Origin of the sequence: Kitasatospora albolonga (assembly GCF_039535905.1) — a bacterium.
GTDB classification, from domain to species: Bacteria; Actinomycetota; Actinomycetes; order Streptomycetales; family Streptomycetaceae; genus Kitasatospora; species Kitasatospora albolonga.
In genome coordinates, this window is the sequence record NZ_BAAAYB010000081.1 from 53,691 (window position 1) to 74,592 (window position 20,902).

The following is a 20,902-nucleotide window of genomic DNA, read 5'->3' on the forward strand; positions in this document are numbered from 1 at the left end:
CGGTTCGGCCTACATCCGCAGCCGGAGCCGGCACACGGCGGCGTCGGTGTGGCGGCGCAGCGCCCGGTCGATGACCGCGCCGCGCTGGTTCTGCAGGGCCCGCTCCCACAGGCGGGTGGGCTCGACCTCGGGGATCAGCACGGTGATCCGGTCGTAGACGTGCTCGGTGCCGAGCTGGTTGACGAAGTCGATCAGCGGGCGGCCCAGGCGGCGGTGGGCGTCGGAGACCTCCACCAACGGGACACCCGGGTGCCAGAGTTCCCAGTCGCGGCGCAGGGCCTCGGCACTCTGCCGGTCCTCGGCATCCGGCACGGTGTGCACCACGGTGACGGCGAGTACCTCGTCGCCGAGGGAGAGGGCGGCGCTCAGCGCGTCCCGGGTGAGCCGGGTGATGGCGTGCACCGGGACGACCACCAGGGAGCGCTGGCGGGTGACCGCGCCGGGGATCCGGGCTTGGGCACGGTGAGCACCGGGCAGGTGGCGCGCTTGATGCAGTAGGCCGTCACCGAGGGCCGCAGTCCTCGCCGCAGCCAGCCGCCGGTGCCCGTGCCGACCACGAGCAGGTCGTCAGGGCGGTCCGCGACCCGGACCAGGACCTGGCCGGTCTCGCCGCGCAGGGCATGGGAGGTCAGCCGGACAGTGGGCGCGCCGCCGAAGGCGGCGTCGAGGGCCTCGGTCAGGCGCGCGGCGGCCCGCTCCTCCCACACCTGCAGCAGGGGCGGGCACGGTGCGAGGCGGTAACCGTGCTCGCCGCCCTGCGGGAGCCAGGCGAGGACGGCCAGCAGTTCGCGGTCGGTGCGGCGGGCCTCGGCCGCCGCCCGGTGGAGTGCAGCCAGGCTGCCGAGCGATCCGCTGACACCGACGACGATCCGCTGCTTGCGCTGCCCGTCGATGCTGTACCCGTCCATCGTGTCCGTCCTCGTGCGTTGCGCTTGGTGGCAACAGCCAAGCCCCCTCACGCCTGCCGGGGCCGCCCGTTGACACTTCCCTGACGGCCTGAGCCCGGTTCCCAACGCGTCCCTGACGGCCCGTTCACAGACCGGGGACGAACTGCACCAGCAGGTCGATGAGCTTGATGCCGAGGAAGGGCAGGACCAGGCCCCCGAGGCCGTAGAGCCGCAGGTTGCGGCCGAGCAGGTCGGAAGCCGAGGCGGGCCGGTAGCGCACACCGCGCAGCGCGAGCGGGATGAGGGCGACGATGATCAGGGCGTTGAAGATGATCGCCGAGGTGATCGCGGACTGCGGGCTGTGCAGCCCCATGATGTTGAGGTGCCCCAGGCCCGGGTAGGCGGCGGCGAACATCGCGGGGATGATCGCGAAGTACTTGGCCACGTCGTTGGCGATCGAGAAGGTGGTCAACGCCCCTCGGGTGATGAGGAGTTGCTTGCCGATCGTGACGATCTCGATCAGCTTGGTGGGGTTGGAGTCCAGGTCCACCATGTTGCCGGCCTCCTTCGCGGCAGAGGTGCCGGTGTTCATCGCCACGCCCACGTCGGCCTGGGCCAGCGCGGGGGCGTCGTTGGTGCCGTCGCCGGTCATCGCGACCAGCTTGCCGCCCTCCTGCTCCTGCCGGATGAGGGCGAGCTTGTCCTCGGGAGTGGCCTCGGCGAGGAAGTCGTCCACGCCCGCCTCCTCCGCGATCGCCTTGGCGGTCAGCGGGTTGTCACCGGTCACCATCACGGTGCGGATGCCCATCCGCCGCAGCTCCTCGAAGCGCTGCCGGATACCGTCCTTGACGATGTCCTTGAGCTGGACGACGCCCAACACCCTTGCGCCGTGCCGGTCGTGGACCGCGACCAGCAGCGGGGTCCCGCCGCCGGCGGAGATCACCCGGACGATGTCGAAGGCCTGCTGCGGCACCTGGCCGCCGCGCTCGTGCACCCAGGTCGCCACCGCCGCCGCGGCGCCCTTGCGCACCAGGATGCCGATGCCGTCCGGCCAGTTGAGGTCGACGCCGCTCATCCGGGTCTGCGCGCTGAACGGCACGAAGTCCATCCGGCCGAGCTCGCCGGGCGCGCGCTCGCGCAGCCCGTAGTGCTCCTTGGCCAGTACCACGATCGAGCGACCCTCCGGCGTCTCGTCAGCCAGGCTGGACAGCTGGGCGGCTTCGGCCAGTTGACCGCCCGCCACCCCTTCCAGGGCGACGAAACGCACCGCCTGGCGGTTGCCGAAGGTGATGGTGCCGGTCTTGTCGAGCAGTAGCACGTCCACGTCCCCGGCCGCCTCCACCGCACGCCCGGACATCGACAGCACGTTGCGCTGCACCAGGCGGTCCATGCCGGCGATGCCGATCGCCGACAGCAGCGCGCCGATGGTGGTCGGGATCAGCGCGACCAGCAGGGCCACCAGGACGGTGGTGCTCTGTTCGGCGCCTGCGTAGACGGCCATCGGCTGGAGGGTGACCACGCTGAGGATGAACACCACGGTGAGCGAGGCCAGCAGCAGGTTCAGGGCGATCTCGTTCGGGGTCTTGCGCCGCTCGGCGCCCTCCACAAGAGCAATCATCCGGTCGATGAAGGTCAGGCCAGGCCGGGAGGTGATCCGCACGACGATCCGGTCCGAGAGCACCTTGGTGCCACCGGTGACCGCGCTGCGGTCCCCACCCGACTCCCGGATCACCGGGGCCGACTCCCCCGTGATCGCGGACTCGTCGACCGCGGCGACACCGTCCACCACGTCACCGTCGCCCGGGATCGTCTCCCCCGCCTCGACCACCACGAAGTCCTGCGGCACCAGCTGCTCGGCCGGCACCAGCTCCTCACGGAGGTTCCGCTCCCCGACCCGCCAGTGCTCCAGCCGACGGGCGGTGGTGCCGGTGCGGGCCTTGCGCAGCGAAGCGGCCTGCGCCTTGCCCCCGGCCCTCGGCGACCGCCTCCGCGAGGTTGGCGAACACCACCGTCAGCCACAGCCAGGCGCTGATCAGCCAGGCGAAGACGCTGGGCGACAAGAGGGCCGACAGCGTCGTCAGCGCGGAGCCGACCTCGACCACGAACATCACCGGGTTCTTCACCATCACCCGGGGGTGCAGCTTGCGCAGCGCCTCGGGGAAGGCGGCGACCAGGTGCTTGGGATCGAACAGCCCACTGGCGGCGCGGTGCTGACGGGCCGTCGGTACGTGTGGCTTCGGAACGGTGACGGGGTCCTTCTCAGGAGCCAGGGGAGGCATGCGGCGAACCTTCGGCAGGCGGATGACCGGTAGCGAGGACCGGTGTGGGCGCGCCCAGCCAACCGCCCGGCAGCATGGGACTGCTCCCCCACTGACAGCTTCTTGACGGACCACCAGGAATCCTTGACGCGACCCTGGCACCGGAATCCGCCAGGTGCGCGGCGCGGGATCAGGGATCCGTCAGGACGCCCCGGGCCGCCACCAGGGTTTCGTCAACCGATTCCCCGGCCGGCCCACTTCGGTGGCCCACTGGGGCGATGCCCACCTCGACCTCCCTCCTGCCCGCCACCCACCTCCTCGTCGAAGAACCCGGAACGGCGGCAATCGCCGCCCATGTCGCCCGCACCGGCCACGGCGGCTGGTGGACGGACGATCCGGCTGCTCCCCGGACGGTGCTGGTGCACTGCGGCCCCGAGCGGCTCCTGCGGGGAGATCCCGGACGACTCGACCCGGCGTTCCTGGGCCGGTTCGGGCGGGGGCAGTTCACCGCTCCGGACCACTTCCTGCCGCTGCTCGGACGGATCTTCACCACCGTCACCCCGTGGGTGCGCACCGTCTACGTCCACACCCGCCCGCCCCGTCCGGTACCGCCTCACGTCGCCGACTGGGTCCGCCCGTTGGAGCCGGGCGACTCCGCGTACCTGGACCGCTTCGCGGTCCGCTGCTCCTCCCCCGGACGGCACCCGGCCACCCCGCACTGGGCGGCGCAGACCTGGGGCGGCCACGGTGCCCTGGCGGCGGGCGGATTCGCCTGGGGCGCGTTCGTCGGCCCCTTCCTGGCCGCGCTCGCCTGCGGCTACCTGGTCGGCCGCGACCACGTGGACATCGCGGTCGCGACCGATCCGGCGTTCCGCCGGCTCGGTCTCGGCCTCGCCTGCGTGAACGCCGCCACGGCGGCCGCCCGGCGACAAGGGCTGACGCCCACCTGGGCCGCCTCCCAGGTCAACCTGGCCAGCCGCGCCGTGGCCGTGACCGCCGGTTTCCGTCCGGTGCGCAACGAGGTCGTCTACTGGGCCGGGCCACCCCGCAAGTGACCTGCCGTCATGCCCCGCCGAGCCCGGTCTCCTCCAGGTCCAGGTCCCGCTGCAGCTTACGGCGGGTGGTGGAGCTGACCCGGTGCTCGTCGTAGAGGCGGCGCAGTTCGGTGTTCTGCACGGCGATCACCTCGCGGCGCAGCTCCCGGTAGACCGCCACCTCGGAGTCGGCCCGGCCGTCGGGGTCCGCCGGCCGGTCGAGGCGGGCGGTCAGACTGCGCCGCATCCGGTCGAGCACGGTGTCGGGCACGGCCTCCAGGTCGGCGAGCTGGTCCAGGTGGCCCAGGCCGGCGCGGGTGAGGCTGTCCCGGGTGGCGCTCTCCTCGCGTTCGGTGTGCTCGGGCTCCAGGGCCAGGCCCGAGCGGTTCACCACACCCGCCAGGCTGAGTCCCTGGACGACGAGGGTGAAGACCACCACCGCGGTGGTGAGCACCAACACCAGGGTCCGCCCCGGGAGTTGGGAACCGTCATCGGCGGTGAGCGGGATCGCCAGGGCGGCGGCCAGCGGCATCACTCCCCGGGTGCCCGCCCAGGTCAGCACCGAGGCGACCCGCCACGACGGGCGCCGACGGCCGGGCCGGACGGCCACCGACAGCGGCAGCGTCCACACCACCCGCAGTCCCACCAGCACGGCGGCGATCGCCAGGGCCTGCAACGGCCACAGCCCGGCGTCCTTCGACAGATCCCGTACCAGCGTGGGCAGTTGAAGACCGATGAGGCTGAACACCACGCTCTCCAGCAGGAACACCACCACCGCGTACACGGCGTGCAGCTGCAGGCGGATCCTGGCATCGCTCAGCCGGTGGCCCGACCTGCTGAGCACCACACCGGCGACCACCACCGCCGTCACACCGGAGGCGTACGCCGTCTCGGCCAGCACGTACGCCGCGTACGGGGTCACGAGCGCGATCACCGTTTCGAGCACCGGGTCCTCGGTGCGGCTCCGGATCAGTCTCACCAGCCAGGCGAGGCCCGCGCCCACCACACAGCCACCGCCCGCCAGCAGCACGAAGTCCCCGCCCGCGTCCGACCAGCCCACCGAACCCGCGGCCGCCGCCACCGCGACCGCCACCTTGAACAGCACCAGCGAGGTCGCGTCGTTGAACAGGCTCTCCGCCTGCACCAGCGCCTGCACCCGGCCGGGCAGCGACAGCCTGCGCCCCAGCGCGCTCACCGCGACGGGGTCGGTACTGGCCAGCACCGTGCCCAGCACGAAGGCCATCGCCGGGGTCAGCGGGGTCAGGGCGACCGCCAGGGCACCGACGGCGGCGGCCGAGGTCAGCACCAGGCCGAACGCCAGGGCGGTGACGGGCCGCCAGACCGTGCGCAGGTCACGGAGCGAGAGCTCCTCGGCGGAGGCGTAGAGCAGGGGTGGCAGCACGATCAGGCCGATGGTCTCGGGCGCGATCCGCACCGCCGGGGTGCCCGGCACCAGCGCGACCGCGAGCCCCGCGAGGACGAGCACCGACGGCGCCGGCACCCGCCATCGCCGCGCCCCGACCGCCACCGCCGTCGCCAGCACCACGAGAAGAAGTACGGTCCCCACACCATGCACCTGCGCGACCCCCGGTCACCACGTCCAGGGGCGCCGCCACGATCGTCGCGGTCCGTCCCCTCGCCGACCAGGCTTCCCGGCACACCGCCGGCCAGCATACTGGCCGCCGCCCGCGGTCCTTCAGGGTCGTGCTCTCCCACCAACCGCGAACCGCGCGTCCTCTCCCACCGTCCGAAGCCCTGCCCGCCGGTGCCCGATCAGTCCCCGCTCTGCTCCTGCGGGGCGCTGAGCAGGCGCTCCAGCTCGGCTCCGGCCGGGTCGTACCCCGCGTCGCAGATCCGTTGCAGCTCGCGCAAGTCCGCAGCGTCCACCGCTCGGCGGGTGAGGAGGAGCCCGGCGCGCGCTGATCCCTCGTCAAGTAGCCCGCTCAACTCCGCGAGGTCCCCGTCCGCGTCGGCGAGGTCGGCCAGCCGGTCCAGCGCCGCCTCGCTGCCGGCGTCGGCCAGCTCGCGCAGGGTCTCTCGGTCGGTTCCGTGGTTCGTCATGACCCCATGGTGCGGCCCTGCCCCTGGGGCGGGGTCAAGTGGGATCATGGCGAGGTGATCACCATCGGGCAGTTGGCCGGGTACGCCGGGGTGTCGGTCAAGACCGTCCGGGTGTACCACGCCAAGGGCCTGCTCCCCGAGCCCGAGCGCGACGCGTCCGGCTACCGGCGGTACACCGCGGCCGACGCCGTCGAACTGATCAAGATCCGCACCCTCGCCGAGGCCGGCGTTCCCCTCGCTCGCATCCGCGAGCTGCGGTCGGCGGGCGAGGAACGGTTCCAGCAGGAGCTGCTGAGGATCGACGACGAGCTGACCGAACGCATCGACGCCCTGTACACGACCCGGGGGCGGCTGCGGCGGCTCGCCACCGGTGATCCCTCCGCGCTGCCCGCCGAGGCCGTCGCCCTGCTGGAACGCCTGGCCGGCTGGGGCTTCACCGAGCGCTGGACCGAGCTGCAACGCGACCTGTGGATCCTGGTGTTCGCCACCGAGCCCGACCACGCGCCCGCACTGCTGAACGACCAGGCCGGGAGCCTGGCGGATCCGGCCCTGCGACAGCTGTTCCTCGACTACGACCACGCGCACGACCTGGTCCCGGACGACCCCCTCCTGCCGGACCTCGCCGACCGGATCGCCCAAGCCACCCGGACGCGGTACGGCACACAGGAGCCGCCGGGCCCGGACGCGGCCTCCGGCATCACAGCCCTCGTCCAGGGGGCGGTCAACTCCTCCTCGCCGGCTTGGGAGCGGCTGGACGCCTTGATCCGCGCCCGGCTGGGCGCCTGACGAGCAGCCCCGTCAAGAAGGCGTGAAGACCCCGTCCGTGCGCGTCATCCCTGCGTCAAGGGCCCCGGCCGGGGGCGGTCACGGAGGTGCACTGGAAGGGTCACCACCCGTCCGAGAAGAGGGAACGTCATGGACCAGGCCACCCGAGTCGTCGTCGGGGTCTGCGGGACGCTCAGCGGGCTCGCCGCCCTGCACCGCGCGGTGGCCGAGGCACGCGCACGCAACGCGACCCTCGTCCCCGTCACCGCCTGGGAGCCGTCGGAGGCCGACGGCCTGCGCCCGCTCTCCGAGTTGGAGCACGCCGCCGCCCGGCACCTGGACCACGCCTTCGAGCAGATCTGCGGCGGCTACCCCGCAGGCATCCGCATCCACCCGGTGGTGGTCCGCGGCGAGGCCGGTCCGGCCCTGGTCGCCACCGCCGACCGGCCCGGCGACGTCCTGGTGTTCGGCACCGGCGGGCACCGCCGCCTGCAGCACGTGCTGCACGGCTCGGTCACCCGCTACTGCAAGACCCACGCCCGCTGCCGGGTGATCGTCGCCTCACCGTCGACCCTCCTGGAGAACCTGGCCCTGCCGGACCGGAACGGCGCCCCGCTTCCCTTCCTGGCCGGGGACCGCACCATCGCCGTGCCGCGCGGCATGGCCGGTGCCGGCAACTCGAACTGACGGCCCGTCGGTCCACGCACCGCCGCCCCGGGGTGGGACCGGCCTTCGGGCCGTTCGTCCCGCCCCGGGGCGGCGGTGCGTGGGCTCCCGGTGCCGGTGGCACGCGGCACCGGGAGGTTCAGGGAGTCAGCGGCAGGCGCCGCGACCGTGGTTGGCCTTCTTCTTGCGGCGGGCCTTCTTCTTCCGGGCGCGCTTGGACATCGTGGTGCCTCCTGGTGGTGCGGGCGGTACGGGTGGTCTCAGGTGTGGTGGACGAGCAGGTCGGCGAGCTTGGCGATCCGGCGCTGCGAGCGGTCCTCGTGCACGGCGGCCGCGGCGGGCGCGATGTCGCCGCCGTCGTAGTACTCGCCGTTGGCCAGGCGGAAGTCGGGCAGGCAGAGCTTGACCACGGCCTTCGCGCCCTCGGCGGCGGGAGCTCCGCCCCGGCCGTAGAGCGGCATCAGGGCGGTGTCGCACAGGCCGGGGTTGACGCTCACCGAGGTGATGCCGGAACCATCCGGCGCCATCTCCCGGGCCGCCATCGAGAGGGCGAGCTGGGACTGCGCGTAGGCCGCCACCCGGGAGTACTTCTTCGCCCGGTTGGGGTCGTTCCAGTTCATCGAGGCGGTGCGGTGCAGCGAGGAGGAGACGTTGACGATCCGCGCGGTGCCGCCGGCCGCCGCGAGCGGTGCCCGCAGCAGCTGCGAAAGCAGGTGCGCGGCAAGGAAGTTGACCTGGAGCGAGACCTCGTTGCCGTCATCGGTGAGGGTACAGCGCTCCGGGGCCATGGTGGCCGCGTTGTTGACCAGCAGATCGAGCGTCGGGAAGGCCGACACGACGGTGGCGGCGAGCACCGCGACCTCGCTCAGGCGGGTGAAGTCGGCAGCGAACATGTGGAGTTGGTCGCGGGAAGCACCGGCCGCCACCAGACGCTCGACGGCGTGCTCGCCCTCGTTGGTGGTGCGGGCGTGCACGATCACGGTGGCACCGTGCCCGGCGAGCAGGCGGGCCGTCTCCCAGCCGATGCCGGAGGAGGCCCCGGTGACCAGGGCGGTACGGGCGGACAGAACTGCGTCGGACATGACCCATCCAAGGGTGACCGGCAACACCGGGGTGCCGGAGCACGCCGAACGTGCCTACCGGGGGCCGGAGTTGCGAGAGGGGATACTACGGATGACCCGCCGGGTGGCGCGAAGCGCCCACACCCGTGCGGGTGGGCGTACGGCGCGGGCGGGCCGCCTGGGCGGCCCGCCCGCGATACGTCCGGGCGCTGGTTCCGGGGAGGGAATCGCTACCGGGCGTCGGGGACCGCGACAACAGCCAGCGCCCGCGGATGCGGCGGGCGGTCGTGGTGGCGTGTCGAGCGGTTCATGACGCCCATTCAAATCGACCGCGATCGCCCGCACAACGACACGCCGCCCGTTCTGACACTTCCTTGACGACCGTTCACCCCGGCGGGTCACCGGACCGCCGCCGGCCGTTCCGCCCGGCGAGCACGGCTCCCACGAGCCCGCCCCGCTCTCAGTCGTGCCGGGCAAGCTTGACGGCGGAGACCAGCAGGATCACGGCCAGCGCGGGGATCAGGACCAGGTCCGGGAACACTCCCAGCAGCAGGCCGCCCAGCACCGCACCGCCGACCGAGCCCGCGGCCATCACCCCGGCGAAGCGCAGGTTCGCGCCGAGGACGGCGAAACTGCCGTCGCGGCTGTACCGGGCGAAGGCCACCAGCATGGTCGGCAGCGACACCAGCAGGGACAGGCTCCCGGCCGTCTTGATGTCGAGCGAGAACAGCAGCACGATCGTCGGGATCAGCAGCTCACCTCCGGCCACTCCCATGATCGCCGCGACCACCCCGATGCCGAATCCGGACACGACCCCGCTCGGAATCCGGGCCCAGACCGGCAGGGTGAGCGCGTCCAGAGTGGTGGTGTGCGTGACCACCAGGGCGGCGGCCATGAGGACCATCAGGGCGGCCAGCACCTTGTACAGGGTGGCGCTGCGCATCCGCACCGCCCAACTCGCTCCCGCCCAGGCGCCCAGTAGGCTCCCGGCGAGCAGATTGACCGCGACGGGCCAGTGCGCGGCCACCTGCGAGGCCGGCACCGCGAACAGCCGCGACGGCAAGGCGACCAGGACCACCACCAGGCTCATCGCCTTGTTCAGGATGACGGCGGAGAGCGCGGCGAACCCGAACAGGCTGATCAGCAACGGCAGACGGAACTCCGCACCGCCCAGCCCGATCATCCCGCCGAGCACGCCGATGGCCGCCCCCGCGCCGAACACCAGGGGGATCGAATGGCTCGGGCGGTCACGGGCGAGATCGTTGTCCATGGCGGGCATCCTTGCGGGCCGTGCCTCCTGCGCGCCACGTCGAATCCCACAGAAGCCCCAGGCGCAGGTCTACCGTCGAAGACGTCCCCACACGGGGTCGGACGATGGGAGTGATCGGGATGAGCGGTCTGAACCGGCTGTCCTCGTCGTGCACGCTGCCCACCGAGGAGCAGCCGCTTCGGGTGGCGGAGTGGGACGCGCTGTTCGCCGACCGGCTGGAGCGGGTGTCGCGGCCCGAGCCCCTGCGGGTGCGGCTGGAGCTGCGCGGCGGGGACGACGCCGAGGAGCGGGTGCGCGACCTGGCCGAACGGGAGAGCGGTTGCTGCTCGTTCTTCACCTTCACCGTCGTCGTCGACCACGACGCGGTAGCCGTGGACATCGGCGTCGACGCCGCACACCGAAGTCCTCGACGCGCTCGAGCGCAGGGCCGGCGCGATCGGAGACACTGCGCCGGTGGAAGCCGACGACCCGCTGCGGATCGCACCGGCCGCCCGCCGACAGGGTCACCGATCATGACCGTTCTGCGCTCCATCGCCCTGTTCGCCGCCGCCGCCCTCTTCGAGATCGGCGGTGCCTGGCTGGTATGGCAGGGCGTGCGCGAGCACAAGGGCTGGGCATGGATCGGCGCCGGCGTCATCGCCCTCGGCATCTACGGCTTCGTCGCCACCCTGCAGGACTACGCGAACTTCGGCCGCATCCTCGCCGCCTACGGTGGCGTGTTCGTCGCCGGCTCCCTGGCCTGGGGCATGGCGGTCGACGGCTACCGGCCCGACCGCGCCGACGTCCTCGGCGCCCTGATCTGCCTGGCCGGCGTCGGCGTCATCATGTACGCACCCCGCGGCCACTGACCCGTTCACCATCACCTGTACTTCTGCCTGCTCCACCCCACGCCCCCGGAGTTGAGTTCACGGTTCCCTGAATTCAGGTTTCTGTGTACTTTTGGCGGGTGCTGACTCTCGCCTCCGAGATCGAGGTCCTGGCGCGCTTCGGCCGCGCGCTCTCCGACCCGATCCGCTGCCGCATCCTGCTCGCCCTGCGCGACGCCCCGGCCCACCCGGCCGAGCTGGCCGAGGCGCTGGGCATCTCCCGCACCCGGCTCTCCAACCACCTTGCCTGCCTTCGGGACTGCGGCCTGGTGGTCGCCGTCCCGGTCGGCCGCCGCACGCGCTACGAGCTCGCCGATCCCCGCTTCGGTCAGGCCCTGGACAGCATCAGGACCGCGGTCGTGGCGGTCGCCTCCGAGCCCGCCTGCGCCGATGCCGCGGAGGAGGGCTGCTGCTGACCATGAGCCTCCTCTCGCTCGGCCCGTCCCCGGCCCGCCGTGACGCGCTGACCCGCCGGATACGCCTGCTGGTCGCCGCCACGATCACCTACAACGTCGTCGAGGCGGCCGTCGCCCTCACCGCCGGGACGGCCGCCTCGTCCACCGCGCTGATCGGCTTCGGCCTGGACTCGATCATCGAGGTCTCCTCCGCCGCCGCCGTGGCCTGGCAGTTCTCCGCCCGGGACCACGCGGTCCGCGAGGCCCGCGAGAAGACCACCCTGCGGATCATCGCCCTCTCCTTCTTCGCCCTCGCCGCCTACGTCACCTTCGACTCCGTCCGGGCCCTGGCCGGCACCGGCGACGCGGAACGCTCCATCCCCGGGATCGCCCTCGCCGCCCTCTCCCTGGCGGTCATGCCATTCCTGTCCGCCGCCCAGCGCAAGGCCGGACGCGAACTCGGCTCCGCCAGCGCCGTCGCCGACTCCAAGCAGACCCTGCTCTGCACCTACCTCTCCGCCGTGCTCCTCGTCGGCCTGCTCCTCAACGCCACCCTCGGCTGGTCGTGGGCCGACCCGATCGCCGCCCTGGTCATCGCCGCCATCGCGGTCAAGGAGGGCCGCGACGCCTGGCAGGGCAAGGGGTGCTGCGCCCCTGCCCGACTCCCAGCGGCGCCTGACACCCCGTCCGACGCCTGCGGCTGCCGACCCGGCTGTACCTGCTGCTGACCTCGGGGGCGAGACCGCGGTGCATCAGCGCGGCGCCGGCCTCGGCACGACCAGCACCGGACAGCCGGACCGGCGGACACAGTGCGAGGCCACCGAGGGCCGCAGCCCCCGCCAGACCAACCCCTCGGCTCCGGCGCCGACCACCAGCAGGTCCTCGGGCCCGCCGACCATCCGCACCAGGACCTCGCCCGCCTCACCGCGCACCACGAACGAGGACAGCCGCACACGGGAGAGCCCGACGGCGAACGCACCGTCGATCGTCCCGCGCAGCCGCTCGGCGGCGGCGTCGAGGCCCGCATCTAGCGCCGCTAGGACCGGAACGCCCCAGTGGCCCCGGCCGGTGACCGGTGGCGGCGACCATGCCAGCACCGCCACCACCACCGCGCCGGTCCGGCCCGCCTCGGCGACGGCGGTGCGCAGGGCCGCTGTGCTTCCGGGGGATCCGCTGACCCCCACCACGACGCGGCGGCAGCTCGATCGCCGCCGCAGTTCCGGCACCGTTCCCGTCATGTCGTCCTCCACCTTCCGTCGGATACGGTCCAGCCAAACGACGGGGCCGCGGCACAGGAGCGCCGTTGGCACTTCCCTGGCGACCGGCAGCCGGATCCCGACACATCCCTGACGCAGCACGTGGACCACCCCTCCGCCGCACGGTGTCAGGGCTGCGTCAGCAACTGCCCTCCGGCAGTCAATGAGGCGTCAGGAAAGCGCGGCCCTTCGAATCCCGCGCCGTAGCGTCGGACATGCTCCGGCGGGAGGCGAAGCCCCGCGGCCTCCCGGACGGCCCGGCTCCCGGGCTCCGATCTGACGGCGCCTCACGAAAGCGGTGTCCCATGGCAGTTCCGTGTGTCCTTCGCGCCCGACCGCCCGCCCCGGCCGGCCGGCACGCCCGCAAGACCCTGCTGCTGCTCGCCGCCGTCACCCGGAGAATCGCCGACAGCCCGCTCGACAACACGGTCTGGCGTGCCCTGAACGCCCCCACCGTGCCACGGACCTCACCGTCGGCCGCCAAGCTGGAGCAGCTCGGCCCTTGAACTGGGCACCGTGCTCGGCAGCGTCCGCACCGTCGGCGTCCACGTCGCCGGCTGGATCCACGAGACGCAGTAGGGGTGCCTCGTCTACAGCCAGCCGTTGCGGCGGAACGCCCGGAAGACGAACCCGCAGACGACGGCGATCGTCAGCAGCGCGGCCGGGTAGCCGTAGGTCCACTTCAGCTCAGGCATGTGGTCGAAGTTCATGCCGTAGACCCCGACCACCATGGTGGGAATCGCCACCAGAGCGGCCCCGGCACTGATCCTGCGCATGTCCGTGTTCTGCTGCAGCGACAGCCGCGCCAAGCTCGCGGCGAGGATGCCGGTCACCAGCTCGTCGAAGGCCTGGATCCGCTCGACCGCGAGGGTGTGGTGGTCGGCGACGTCGCGCAGGTAGGCGGCCGCGGTGGCCGGCACCCGGGGCAGCGGCCGCTCCGACAGGTGCTGCAACGGCGGCCCCAGGGGCAGCACCGCCCGCTTGAACTCCAGTAGCTCACGCTTGAGTTGGTAGATACGCCCGGCGTCGTCGGTACGCTCGGGCGAGAACACCGCCGCCTCCAGCTCCTCCACGTCCCGCTCGAAGTGGTCGGCGACGTCCAGGTAGCGGTCCACCACGTGGTCGGCCACCGCGTGCAGCACCGCGGCCGGGCCGAGCGCCAGCTGCTCGGGCGACTGCTCCAGCGTCCTGCGCACCTCGGTCAGCGGCGGTGCGCTGCCGTGCCGGACCACGATCGCGAAGCCGGGCCCGGCGAAAACCATGATCTCCCCGGTGTCGACGATCTCGCTGGTCGCCGTCAGCCTGTCGTGGTCGACGTAGACGATCGTCTTCAGGACCAGGAACAGCGTGTCGTCGTAGAGCTCCAGCTTCGGGCGCTGATGGGCGCCCACGGCGTCCTCCGCCGCCAGCGGGTGCAGCGCGAACGCGGCCGCGATGTCGGCGAACTGCTCCGCCGTCGGCTCGTACAGGCCGATCCACACGAACCGCCCGGGGCGCTCCGCTATCCGTTCCAGGACCTTGGCCAGCTCCACCGGGCCGGGCAGCCGGTGCCCGTCCTCGTACAGCGCGCAGTCCACCACCGCCTGGGTACTCACCCCGGCACCGCCCCTCCGACCCGAGCCGCCCGCGCTCTCAGGGCGCCAAGCTACACCGCCCGACGAAACCGCGTGCACGTCAGAACCGGTCCGGGTACTTGATGGCCAGCACCAGGTAGCCGACCAGCAGGCCGGCCACGATCAGGCCGACGACGTTCTCCACGGTCAACGGAACCTCACACTCGAACTCGTCTCGGGCATCCACGGGAAGGCCCTCCGCCGGGAGCTGGGCTTCCCGGCGGAGGGCGGAACGGACCCTGAGGGCGCTACACGCCGATGTCGCGCACCGTCATGTCCTCCAGCGACTCGCGCCGCACCAGGACGCGCGCGTCGCCGTCGGCCACCGCCACCACGGGCGGGCGGCCGACCAGGTTGTAGCCGGAGGCCATCGACAGGTGGTACGCGCCCGCCGCCGGAACGGCGAGCAGGTCGCCCGGGTGGACGTCGGCGGGGAGCTCCACGTCGGCGGCCAGCACGTCGCCGGCCTCGCAGTGCCGCCCGACCACCGTCACCTGCCGGGGTGTGGCCGTGGTGTGACGGCCGATCAGGCGCGGGGCGTAGCGCACCCCGTAGAGGGCGGGCCGGGGGTTGTCGCTCATCCCGCCGTCGACGGCGACGAAGGTGTGGCTCCCGGTCTGCTTGACCGTCAGGACCCGGTAGACCACCACCCCGGCGGGCCCGGTCACCGCACGCCCCGGCTCCAGGGTGAGCCGCGGCACCGGCAGGCCCACCCGGGCGCACCCGTCGGCGAGTTCGGCCCGGATCCGCTGGGCCAGGGCCGGGACGTCCAGGGCCTGCTCGCCGGGCCGGTAGGCGATGGCGTGGCCGCCACCCAGGTCCAGCTGGGGCAGTTCCAGGCCGTGCTGGTCCCGGATCCGGGCCATCAGGCCGATCATCCGGCGCAGCGCCGCCTGGTAGGGCTTGACGCTGTCGATCTGCGAGCCGATGTGGCAGTGCAGGCCGACGAGTCGGAGCCCGGGTTGCTCGAGGACACGAGTGACGGCGTGCTGGGCGGATCCGTCGGTGACGGAGAGGCCGAACTTCTGATCGTCGGTGCCCGTGCGCACCGCCGCGTGACCGCCGGCCGCCACCCCGGGGACGACCCGGACCAGGACCTGCTGCCGTCGGCCGGGCGGCACCAGGGCGGCGAGGCGGGCGATCTCCGAGGTGCTGTCGATGACGATCCGCCCCACGCCGTAGGCCACGGCGGCCCGCAGGTCCTCGGGGCTCTTGGCGTTGCCGTGCATCACGATCCGCTCGGGCGGGAAGCCGGCGGCCATCGCCAGGCCCAACTCCCCCGCCGAGCAGACGTCCAGGCCCAGTCCCTCGTCCCGCACCCACTGGGCGACGGCCCGGCACAGGAAGGCCTTGGCGGCGTAGACCACGTCGGCCTCCGGGAAGGCGCTGCGGTAGGTCCGGCAGCGGCCCCGGACCTCGCCCTCGTCCAGGACGTACACCGGGGTGCCGAACCGCTCGGCGACCGAGGCCAGCGGGACTCCGCCGACGGAGATGTCGCCGCCGGGGGCGGTGCGGGCCGAGGCCGGCCAGACGGACAGGCAGCCGTCGAGCGGCAGGACGGCAGGGGCCGGAAGGGCCGGCGCATCGGTGAGTGCCATGGTCGCCCGCTCAGCCGATCAGGAGGTCGAGGGCCGGGACGGCCGCCACGGCTCCGGCGCCCCGGAGGGCACCGATCCGCTGGGGATCCCAGTGCTGCCAGGAGTCCGCGCGCTCGGGGCTCGGCGCGGCGGCGGGGGCGGAGAGCTGGGGGTCGACGGTGAGGGCGGTGACGCCCATCGGGGCGGCGAGGGCCCGCAGGGCTGGCTCGGCGAGCCTGATCCAGGGCTGCTCGGCGCCGAGCGCGGCGGTCAGCAGCAGTTCGGAGCTGAAGGCGACGGCCGTGCGGCCGCCGAGCGGAGTACGGAAGAACCGGGTGGTGCACCCCATCGGTCCCGGCCGGACGGGTACGTAGAGCGGTCCGGCCGGGACGCGTTCGAGGGGTTCGGGATCCTCGGTGTACTCGCACTGCGACATGGCTTGCTCCTTCTCGGAGGACGGGCGCCCGCCCACCACGGCGGCTGCGGGCACGGACCTGACGCTACGCCCACGGAGCACGGGCGGCGCCACCGTCCTGACGCCTGCTTGACACGGATCCCGGACTTCATGACGCGACGCTGACGACCGCCGGGCCAGGTCTCAGCGGTACTCCCGCAGGCGGGGCCGGACCCCGAGCAGGATCAGGACGAAGATTCCTGCCAGCACTGCGGCGCCGGCCGTCGCGATCCCCGTGCCGAGGTCGTCGTCGGCGTCCCGGACCGCGCGGTCGAGTGCCTGCTGATTGATCGTCAGGACCTCGCCCAGCGCATCGCTCAGCCGGATGAAGTCGGCATTGGACTGACCGGGTGCCGTACCGGTGTTGAAGGTCACCGCCTCCTTCAACCGTCCCTGGCCGCGCAGTTCGCGGATCTTCCGGTCATCGCGCTGGTAGGCCTGGAACGCCGTCAGGACCTTCTCCGCGGCGTCCTGCTCACCCGGGAAGGTGATGTTGCGCAGCTCGGCGCCCAGGAAGCCGCCGAAGGGCACGGCCGAGTGGTCCGCCCGGTGGGCGTCGGCCGCGGTGGCCAGCCGGGAGCCGTAGTCGGCCAGAGTGGCACCGTCGAGGCGGGCGAAGGCCTGGGTCTTGTCGAGGAAGCTCTGCTCGTAGGCGGCCGCGCGGGCCGGGTCAGCCAGGTAGCGGCTCTCGTCGGCGTTCATGTCGTACGCCACCGCCCGCGCCTGGCTCAGGGCGATCACCGAGTCGTAGGCGTTGCTCTTGGCCACCACCAGGTGGTGCCCCGCCCGGGTGGCCAGGCCCAGGGCGGTGGAGAGGGCGAGGACGACCAGCAGGGTGACCGCCGCCAGCGGCGGGTTGACGAGCCGTCGGAAACGCACCACGAGGACGCGCTGCATGGCGGCCAGCGACACCAGGGCGGTCAGTCCGGTGGCCAGCAGCCACCACCGGCCGGCGGCCAGCGCCCCGCGCTGCTCGGTGTAGGTCCGGTCGACGGTGGCGGCGTTGGCCGCGGTCACCTGCCCGGCGGCGGGGAGCAGCTCCTGCCGGAGCAGGTCGGTGGCCTGGCGGTAGGCCTCCAGGGTCTCGGCCGAGGGCTGGCCCGCCGGTGCCCCCGCCTGGTCTGCCAGCAGCTGGGCCCTGGCCACCAGTGCTTCGTAGCGGCCGAGTTCGCCGAGCACCGTCCGTACGGCGAGCTGCCCGGCCGGGTCGGCGACGGCGGCTTCGGCGGCGCGCTGGAGGTCCTCGTCGGCCTGGGTGCGGCGCTGCTCGTAGGTGTCCAGGGTCTGGCGGCGCAGGGCGGTGTAGTCGGGGTCCGCGCCGATCAGCAGCAGGTTGGCGGCCTGGGCGTCCATGTCGCTGAGGGCGAAGGAGAGGTCGGCCGCCCGGACCGCCTGCGGGGCGGCCCGGCGTCCGATGGTGTCGATGCCGCCCCGGCTGCCGGCGAGCACGGTGGCCGCCGCCGCGGCGAGGGCCAGCACGGCCACCAGGCACAGTGCGGTGAGCGCCCGGAGCAACCGGGGGGTGTTCCACCACGAGGCGGTCAGCGCGGAACTCCACCTCGCCCGGACCGCCGGCCCGGGTGCGGCCGGTCCAGGTACCGTCGGCCCGAAGGCAACCGTTCTCGACCGCTGCCGGACGACCGCTCCGAGCTGTTCCCCCACTGCCACGACCGCTCGCCCTCTCCCCCACCGGCCGATCACCGAAGCGGGATCGCCTGCCCGCAGACGCTAGGAGCGCACGGCCCGGTCGCAGCCGTCCCTGACGCGCCCTTGACGCACCACGGCGGATTCCTGACGCATCGTTGGCACCGAAGCCCTCCCGAACGACCGAGGGCGCGGCAGGGGGTCGGGCTGTGCTTCGGAACCACCACCCCCGGCGATCCCGATCCCCGCACAGCCGGCACCCGTTGCCGCGCCCTCTCCTCATCACCAGGCCATCGCCGGTGTTCCGGTGGGAATCCCCACCGGTGCGCGGAGCGGAAGCGTCCCCCCACGGACCGCTCCTGCTCCCTCGGTGACGAGACTAGGCACCGGAGGGACCGACTCCAATCTCCCTGACGCCTTCTTGGCACTGGCCCGGCCCATCTTGACGCCCCGTTGGCACCGACCTGCTCAGCCGGCCCGCCCGACCGTCCACCGAGGTCAGTCCAGGTACCCCATCGAGATCCGGCAGTGCCCGCCGACCCGCCGGCGGCTCTCCTCGGAGGTGTCCTCCGGGCGTTCCCTCGTGAAGGCGTCGGTGTCCATAGGCCGCTGGAGGAAACCACCCGGCCTCGTCAGGGCCGGGAGCCAGCCGGCTGCGGGACGTACGGAGGTGGTGCCGTTGGCCGGGGCGGCCACCTGCAGAGCGCTGCTCATGTCCTTCTGCTTCCTCGGAGTTGGTGGTCCGGTGCGGCACACCGCACCGGACACTTCATCAGCCCTCGGGCCCGGCGACCCGTCGAGCAGAGGTCTGTCCTATCCAGTGGACGCCCCAACCGGCCGCACCGCACCGGCCGTTGACGCAGCGCTAACGCCCCCCTCACCCGTCTTGACGCATCCCTCGCCCGACCGGCCCGGTCCGTTGCCCCGCAGCACCAGCGGCTCCTGCCCTTTGAGGCCGAGCGGATATGAGCGGCGTAAAGATCGCCGGGCGGGCGGCCCGAGCGGTGCCATCGTGATCCCCGGCAGTCAGGACCCGAACAGAACGCTGTTCCCTGGCCGAGCAGAAAGATGGATCTGACGTGGGATTCCTCCACCTGAAACGCACCCTCGCGACAGGCCTCGCCGCCGTGGCCCTGGCCTCCGGCCTGACCGTGCAGGCCCAGGCCGCAACGGCCGCCGGCGTGCCGGTCGACAAGACCTGCGGCACCCCCGCCGTCCCCGGCGGCGGCAACTGCATGACCTCGCTGATCAGCGCGGGCTTCGACATGATCAAGGGCTTCCGCAACGCCGCGAACAACAACAAGCTCGACAACGCGCAGTTCACCCAGAACACCGCCACCGAGCTCAGCAAGAAGTTCCCCGGATTCAACGTCCTGGTGTTCAAGACCGTCGGCACCGACCTCTACGAGACCGAGTGGTTCAAGAACGAGTACAAGGAGGACATGAAGGGGGTGCTGATCGACACCACCTTCAAGCTCAACCACTTCATGGACAAGGAGCAGAAGGACCCCAGCGGCTACGACAAGTTCCGGATCTGGGTCTTCCAGGGCGACTCCACCTTCCGCAACCGCGGCGACGGCGGATTCATGAACTGGGCGTTCATCGGCCAGGACTCCGACACCGTCAAGAAGGAGCCCTGGACCTGCCGGATGGGCACCGCCCGCCCGTACAAGTGCGACGGTGACGTACGCACGCTGCACTTCCCGGCCCGGGCCGGCGTCGGTAGCCGGACCGGCAGCCTCACCCCCGACTCCGCCGCGCCAGCCGGCTACCACGCCTGTCTGGACGTCAGCGGCAACAGCGCTGCCAACGGCACCTCCGTGCAGATGTGGGAGTGCAACGGCGGCGACGCCCAGCGCTGGACCTACAACGGCTACAAGCTCCGCGCCGCCAACGGCAAATGCCTCGACCTCGCCGACAACCGGGCCGCCAACGGCACCAAGCTCCAGGTCTGGGACTGCCTCGAAATCCCCGGCCAGCGCTGGTACATGTCGCCCAGCGGCGGCTTCCGCCACCTGACCGACCTCAACGACCGCTCCCAGGACGTCTGCATCGACGACTTCAGCGGCGCCACCGCCAACGGCAGCGCCGTCACCGCCTGGGCCTGCGGCTCCGAGGACCGGCGCGACGCCCCCAACCAGAACTGGGCCTGGGGCGGCACCCCGCCCACCACCAACCCCACCACCCCGCCCGGCAACGGCGCCGACGTCATCCTCAAGCTGGACAACGGCCTCGGCGCCGTCCCGGTCGGCGGCGCGGCCGGCTCGGCCGTGGTCCCCGGCCTCCGCGGCGGCAACGAGTCCAAGTGGAAGCTCACCTCCGTCGGCGGCGGCCGCTACCGGATCACCAGCGCCTACGGCCTCGAACTCACCGAGAGCGGCGGCTACATGGCCGAGCTCCAGCCCTGGAGCAACTCCTCCAAGCAGAAGTGGGAGCTGAACCCGGTCAGCACCGGCCGCTATCAGATCCGGATCTCCTCCGACGACTGCCTGGCCCACAGCTCCGACTTCAAGCAGCTCGGCGTCTGGACCTGTGAGCGCGGCTGGAAGCAGGAGTGGGTCCTGGAGTCCGCCAACGGCGGCGGCGTGATCGTCCCCGGTGGCGGTGGCGGTGGCGGTGGCGGTGGCGGTTCGAGCATCCCGACCGAGCGGCCGATGTTCATCAGGCTCGACAACGGCCTGGGCGCCACCGCCCCGAACGAGACGGCGAGTTGGGGCGCCCCCGTGCTCGGCGGGATCGTCGGCGCCAAGGGCTCCACCTGGACGGTCAAGTCCCTCGGCGGCGACCGCTACCGGATCGTCAACGACCTCGGCTACAACCTCACCGAGAACCCCGACACCTACCTCGCCGAGCAGCAGGCCTGGGGCGACACCTCCAACCAGAAGTGGCAGTTCAAGAGCGTCGGCAACGGCAAGTACCAGATCCAGATCTCCGACGACGACTGCCTCACCCACGACTCCGACCACAAGCAGCTCGGCGTCTGGACCTGTGAGGGCGGCTGGAAGCAGGAGTGGTCCCTCCAACTCCGCTGACCCACCACCGGACTGCTCCCGCCCCCTATCCCACGTGAACCCGAGGGCGGCGGGAGCGGTCCG

The 20,902-nt window shown here is 72.5% G+C and carries 22 protein-coding genes and 1 pseudogene; 8 read left to right on the forward strand and 15 right to left on the reverse strand.

The genetic code is table 11. The features are described 5' to 3' along the window. Positions 1-9: 9 nt before the first annotated feature. The 3 genes and pseudogenes from ABD946_RS19510 to kdpB form a co-directional block, all read right to left on the reverse strand. A complete protein-coding gene (locus ABD946_RS19510; protein WP_345285285.1) occupies positions 10-402 on the reverse strand; it encodes a hypothetical protein in 393 nt (130 codons plus the stop codon). Further along, positions 366-908, reverse strand: a complete 543-nt coding sequence (locus ABD946_RS19515; RefSeq protein WP_345285287.1) for a universal stress protein — start codon at positions 906-908, stop codon at positions 366-368. The genes ABD946_RS19510 and ABD946_RS19515 overlap by 37 nt, the downstream gene beginning before the upstream one ends. A 124-nt stretch (positions 909-1,032) precedes the next feature. After that, a pseudogene (gene kdpB, locus ABD946_RS19520) lies at positions 1,033-3,166 on the reverse strand (potassium-transporting ATPase subunit KdpB). 257 nt (positions 3,167-3,423) lie between these two features. Here kdpB and ABD946_RS19525 point away from each other — a divergent pair. After that, a complete protein-coding gene (locus ABD946_RS19525) occupies positions 3,424-4,200 on the forward strand; it encodes a GNAT family N-acetyltransferase (protein WP_345285289.1) in 777 nt (258 codons plus the stop codon). Positions 4,201-4,207: 7 nt separating this feature from the next. Here the strand turns inward: ABD946_RS19525 and ABD946_RS19530 are convergent, their stop codons facing one another. Then, entirely contained in the window at positions 4,208-5,755 is a 1,548-nt protein-coding gene (locus ABD946_RS19530; RefSeq protein ID WP_345285291.1) for a Na+/H+ antiporter, read from the reverse strand. 197 nt (positions 5,756-5,952) lie between these two features. Continuing rightward, positions 5,953-6,240 (reverse strand): hypothetical protein, encoded by a 288-nt coding sequence (locus ABD946_RS19535; protein WP_345285293.1) that lies wholly within the window; start codon positions 6,238-6,240, stop codon positions 5,953-5,955. Positions 6,241-6,294: 54 nt separating this feature from the next. Between ABD946_RS19535 and ABD946_RS19540 the strand changes: the two genes are divergently transcribed. Next, a complete protein-coding gene (locus ABD946_RS19540) occupies positions 6,295-7,026 on the forward strand; it encodes a MerR family transcriptional regulator (protein WP_345285295.1) in 732 nt (243 codons plus the stop codon). 129 nt (positions 7,027-7,155) lie between these two features. After that, complete coding sequence (locus ABD946_RS19545; protein WP_345285297.1) at positions 7,156-7,692, forward strand: universal stress protein; 537 nt, start codon at positions 7,156-7,158, stop codon at positions 7,690-7,692. A gap of 126 nt (positions 7,693-7,818) precedes the next feature. Here ABD946_RS19545 and ABD946_RS42810 read toward each other — a convergent pair whose 3' ends face one another. From ABD946_RS42810 to ABD946_RS19555, 3 genes are all read right to left on the reverse strand, one after another. Then, positions 7,819-7,893 carry a 50S ribosomal protein bL37 gene (locus ABD946_RS42810; protein ID WP_380150481.1) on the reverse strand — a complete coding sequence of 25 codons (75 nt, stop codon included), beginning with the start codon at positions 7,891-7,893 and terminating at the stop codon, positions 7,819-7,821. A 38-nt stretch (positions 7,894-7,931) separates the two neighbouring features. Continuing rightward, positions 7,932-8,753, reverse strand: coding sequence for an SDR family NAD(P)-dependent oxidoreductase (locus ABD946_RS19550; RefSeq protein WP_345285299.1), 822 nt, complete (start codon positions 8,751-8,753; stop codon positions 7,932-7,934). Between the two features lie 439 nt (positions 8,754-9,192). Further along, positions 9,193-10,002 carry a sulfite exporter TauE/SafE family protein gene (locus tag ABD946_RS19555; RefSeq protein ID WP_345285301.1) on the reverse strand — a complete coding sequence of 270 codons (810 nt, stop codon included), beginning with the start codon at positions 10,000-10,002 and terminating at the stop codon, positions 9,193-9,195. Between the two features lie 512 nt (positions 10,003-10,514). Here ABD946_RS19555 and ABD946_RS19560 point away from each other — a divergent pair. From ABD946_RS19560 to ABD946_RS19570, 3 genes are all read left to right on the forward strand, one after another. Next, a complete protein-coding gene (locus ABD946_RS19560) occupies positions 10,515-10,850 on the forward strand; it encodes a YnfA family protein (RefSeq protein ID WP_345285347.1) in 336 nt (111 codons plus the stop codon). Between the two features lie 98 nt (positions 10,851-10,948). Further along, a complete protein-coding gene (locus ABD946_RS19565) occupies positions 10,949-11,284 on the forward strand; it encodes an ArsR/SmtB family transcription factor (protein WP_345285303.1) in 336 nt (111 codons plus the stop codon). Between the two features lie 2 nt (positions 11,285-11,286). Next, positions 11,287-11,991 (forward strand): cation efflux transmembrane domain-containing protein, encoded by a 705-nt coding sequence (locus tag ABD946_RS19570; protein WP_345285305.1) that lies wholly within the window; start codon positions 11,287-11,289, stop codon positions 11,989-11,991. Between the two features lie 24 nt (positions 11,992-12,015). Here the strand turns inward: ABD946_RS19570 and ABD946_RS19575 are convergent, their stop codons facing one another. Next, entirely contained in the window at positions 12,016-12,501 is a 486-nt protein-coding gene (locus tag ABD946_RS19575; RefSeq protein ID WP_345285307.1) for a universal stress protein, read from the reverse strand. Positions 12,502-12,824: 323 nt separating this feature from the next. Between ABD946_RS19575 and ABD946_RS19580 the strand changes: the two genes are divergently transcribed. After that, on the forward strand, positions 12,825-13,025 hold the full coding sequence (locus tag ABD946_RS19580) for a hypothetical protein (protein WP_345285309.1): 201 nt from the start codon (positions 12,825-12,827) through the stop codon (positions 13,023-13,025). Between the two features lie 84 nt (positions 13,026-13,109). On the opposite strand, the gene ABD946_RS19585 is transcribed toward ABD946_RS19580, so the two are convergent. The 6 genes from ABD946_RS19585 to ABD946_RS19610 form a co-directional block, all read right to left on the reverse strand. Beyond that, positions 13,110-14,114, reverse strand: coding sequence for a magnesium and cobalt transport protein CorA (locus ABD946_RS19585; RefSeq protein ID WP_345285311.1), 1,005 nt, complete (start codon positions 14,112-14,114; stop codon positions 13,110-13,112). A 79-nt stretch (positions 14,115-14,193) separates the two neighbouring features. Then, positions 14,194-14,283, reverse strand: a complete 90-nt coding sequence (locus ABD946_RS19590; RefSeq protein ID WP_345285313.1) for a potassium-transporting ATPase subunit F — start codon at positions 14,281-14,283, stop codon at positions 14,194-14,196. A 97-nt stretch (positions 14,284-14,380) separates the two neighbouring features. Continuing rightward, positions 14,381-15,730: a diaminopimelate decarboxylase gene (lysA, locus tag ABD946_RS19595; RefSeq protein ID WP_345285315.1), complete on the reverse strand. Its 1,350-nt coding sequence runs from the start codon at positions 15,728-15,730 to the stop codon at positions 14,381-14,383. Positions 15,731-15,740: 10 nt separating this feature from the next. After that, positions 15,741-16,145, reverse strand: coding sequence for an SAV_915 family protein (locus ABD946_RS19600; protein WP_345285317.1), 405 nt, complete (start codon positions 16,143-16,145; stop codon positions 15,741-15,743). A gap of 162 nt (positions 16,146-16,307) precedes the next feature. Further along, on the reverse strand, positions 16,308-17,678 hold the full coding sequence (locus ABD946_RS19605) for a hypothetical protein (RefSeq protein WP_345285319.1): 1,371 nt from the start codon (positions 17,676-17,678) through the stop codon (positions 16,308-16,310). A gap of 627 nt (positions 17,679-18,305) precedes the next feature. Continuing rightward, complete coding sequence (locus ABD946_RS19610; RefSeq protein ID WP_345285321.1) at positions 18,306-18,521, reverse strand: hypothetical protein; 216 nt, start codon at positions 18,519-18,521, stop codon at positions 18,306-18,308. Positions 18,522-18,886: 365 nt separating this feature from the next. Between ABD946_RS19610 and ABD946_RS19615 the strand changes: the two genes are divergently transcribed. Next, positions 18,887-20,839 (forward strand): RICIN domain-containing protein, encoded by a 1,953-nt coding sequence (locus ABD946_RS19615; RefSeq protein WP_345285323.1) that lies wholly within the window; start codon positions 18,887-18,889, stop codon positions 20,837-20,839. Positions 20,840-20,902: the final 63 nt, after the last annotated feature.

What these genes read in the sequence shown, in the direction of transcription:
- ABD946_RS19555 (WP_345285301.1), bottom strand. Translation starts at nt 10,002, where the DNA reads ATGGACAACGATCTCGCCCGTGACCGCCCGAGCCATTCGATCCCCCTG.
- lysA (WP_345285315.1), bottom strand. Translation starts at nt 15,730, where the DNA reads ATGGCACTCACCGATGCGCCGGCCCTTCCGGCCCCTGCCGTCCTGCCG.
- ABD946_RS19575 (WP_345285307.1), bottom strand. Translation starts at nt 12,501, where the DNA reads ATGACGGGAACGGTGCCGGAACTGCGGCGGCGATCGAGCTGCCGCCGC.
- ABD946_RS19580 (WP_345285309.1), top strand. Translation starts at nt 12,825, where the DNA reads ATGGCAGTTCCGTGTGTCCTTCGCGCCCGACCGCCCGCCCCGGCCGGC.
- ABD946_RS19610 (WP_345285321.1), bottom strand. Translation starts at nt 18,521, where the DNA reads ATGAGCAGCGCTCTGCAGGTGGCCGCCCCGGCCAACGGCACCACCTCC.
- ABD946_RS19525 (WP_345285289.1), top strand. Translation starts at nt 3,424, where the DNA reads ATGCCCACCTCGACCTCCCTCCTGCCCGCCACCCACCTCCTCGTCGAA.
- ABD946_RS19600 (WP_345285317.1), bottom strand. Translation starts at nt 16,145, where the DNA reads ATGTCGCAGTGCGAGTACACCGAGGATCCCGAACCCCTCGAACGCGTC.
- ABD946_RS19515 (WP_345285287.1), bottom strand. Translation starts at nt 908, where the DNA reads ATGGACGGGTACAGCATCGACGGGCAGCGCAAGCAGCGGATCGTCGTC.
- ABD946_RS19545 (WP_345285297.1), top strand. Translation starts at nt 7,156, where the DNA reads ATGGACCAGGCCACCCGAGTCGTCGTCGGGGTCTGCGGGACGCTCAGC.
- ABD946_RS19570 (WP_345285305.1), top strand. Translation starts at nt 11,287, where the DNA reads ATGAGCCTCCTCTCGCTCGGCCCGTCCCCGGCCCGCCGTGACGCGCTG.
- ABD946_RS19535 (WP_345285293.1), bottom strand. Translation starts at nt 6,240, where the DNA reads ATGACGAACCACGGAACCGACCGAGAGACCCTGCGCGAGCTGGCCGAC.
- ABD946_RS19550 (WP_345285299.1), bottom strand. Translation starts at nt 8,753, where the DNA reads ATGTCCGACGCAGTTCTGTCCGCCCGTACCGCCCTGGTCACCGGGGCC.
- ABD946_RS19560 (WP_345285347.1), top strand. Translation starts at nt 10,515, where the DNA reads ATGACCGTTCTGCGCTCCATCGCCCTGTTCGCCGCCGCCGCCCTCTTC.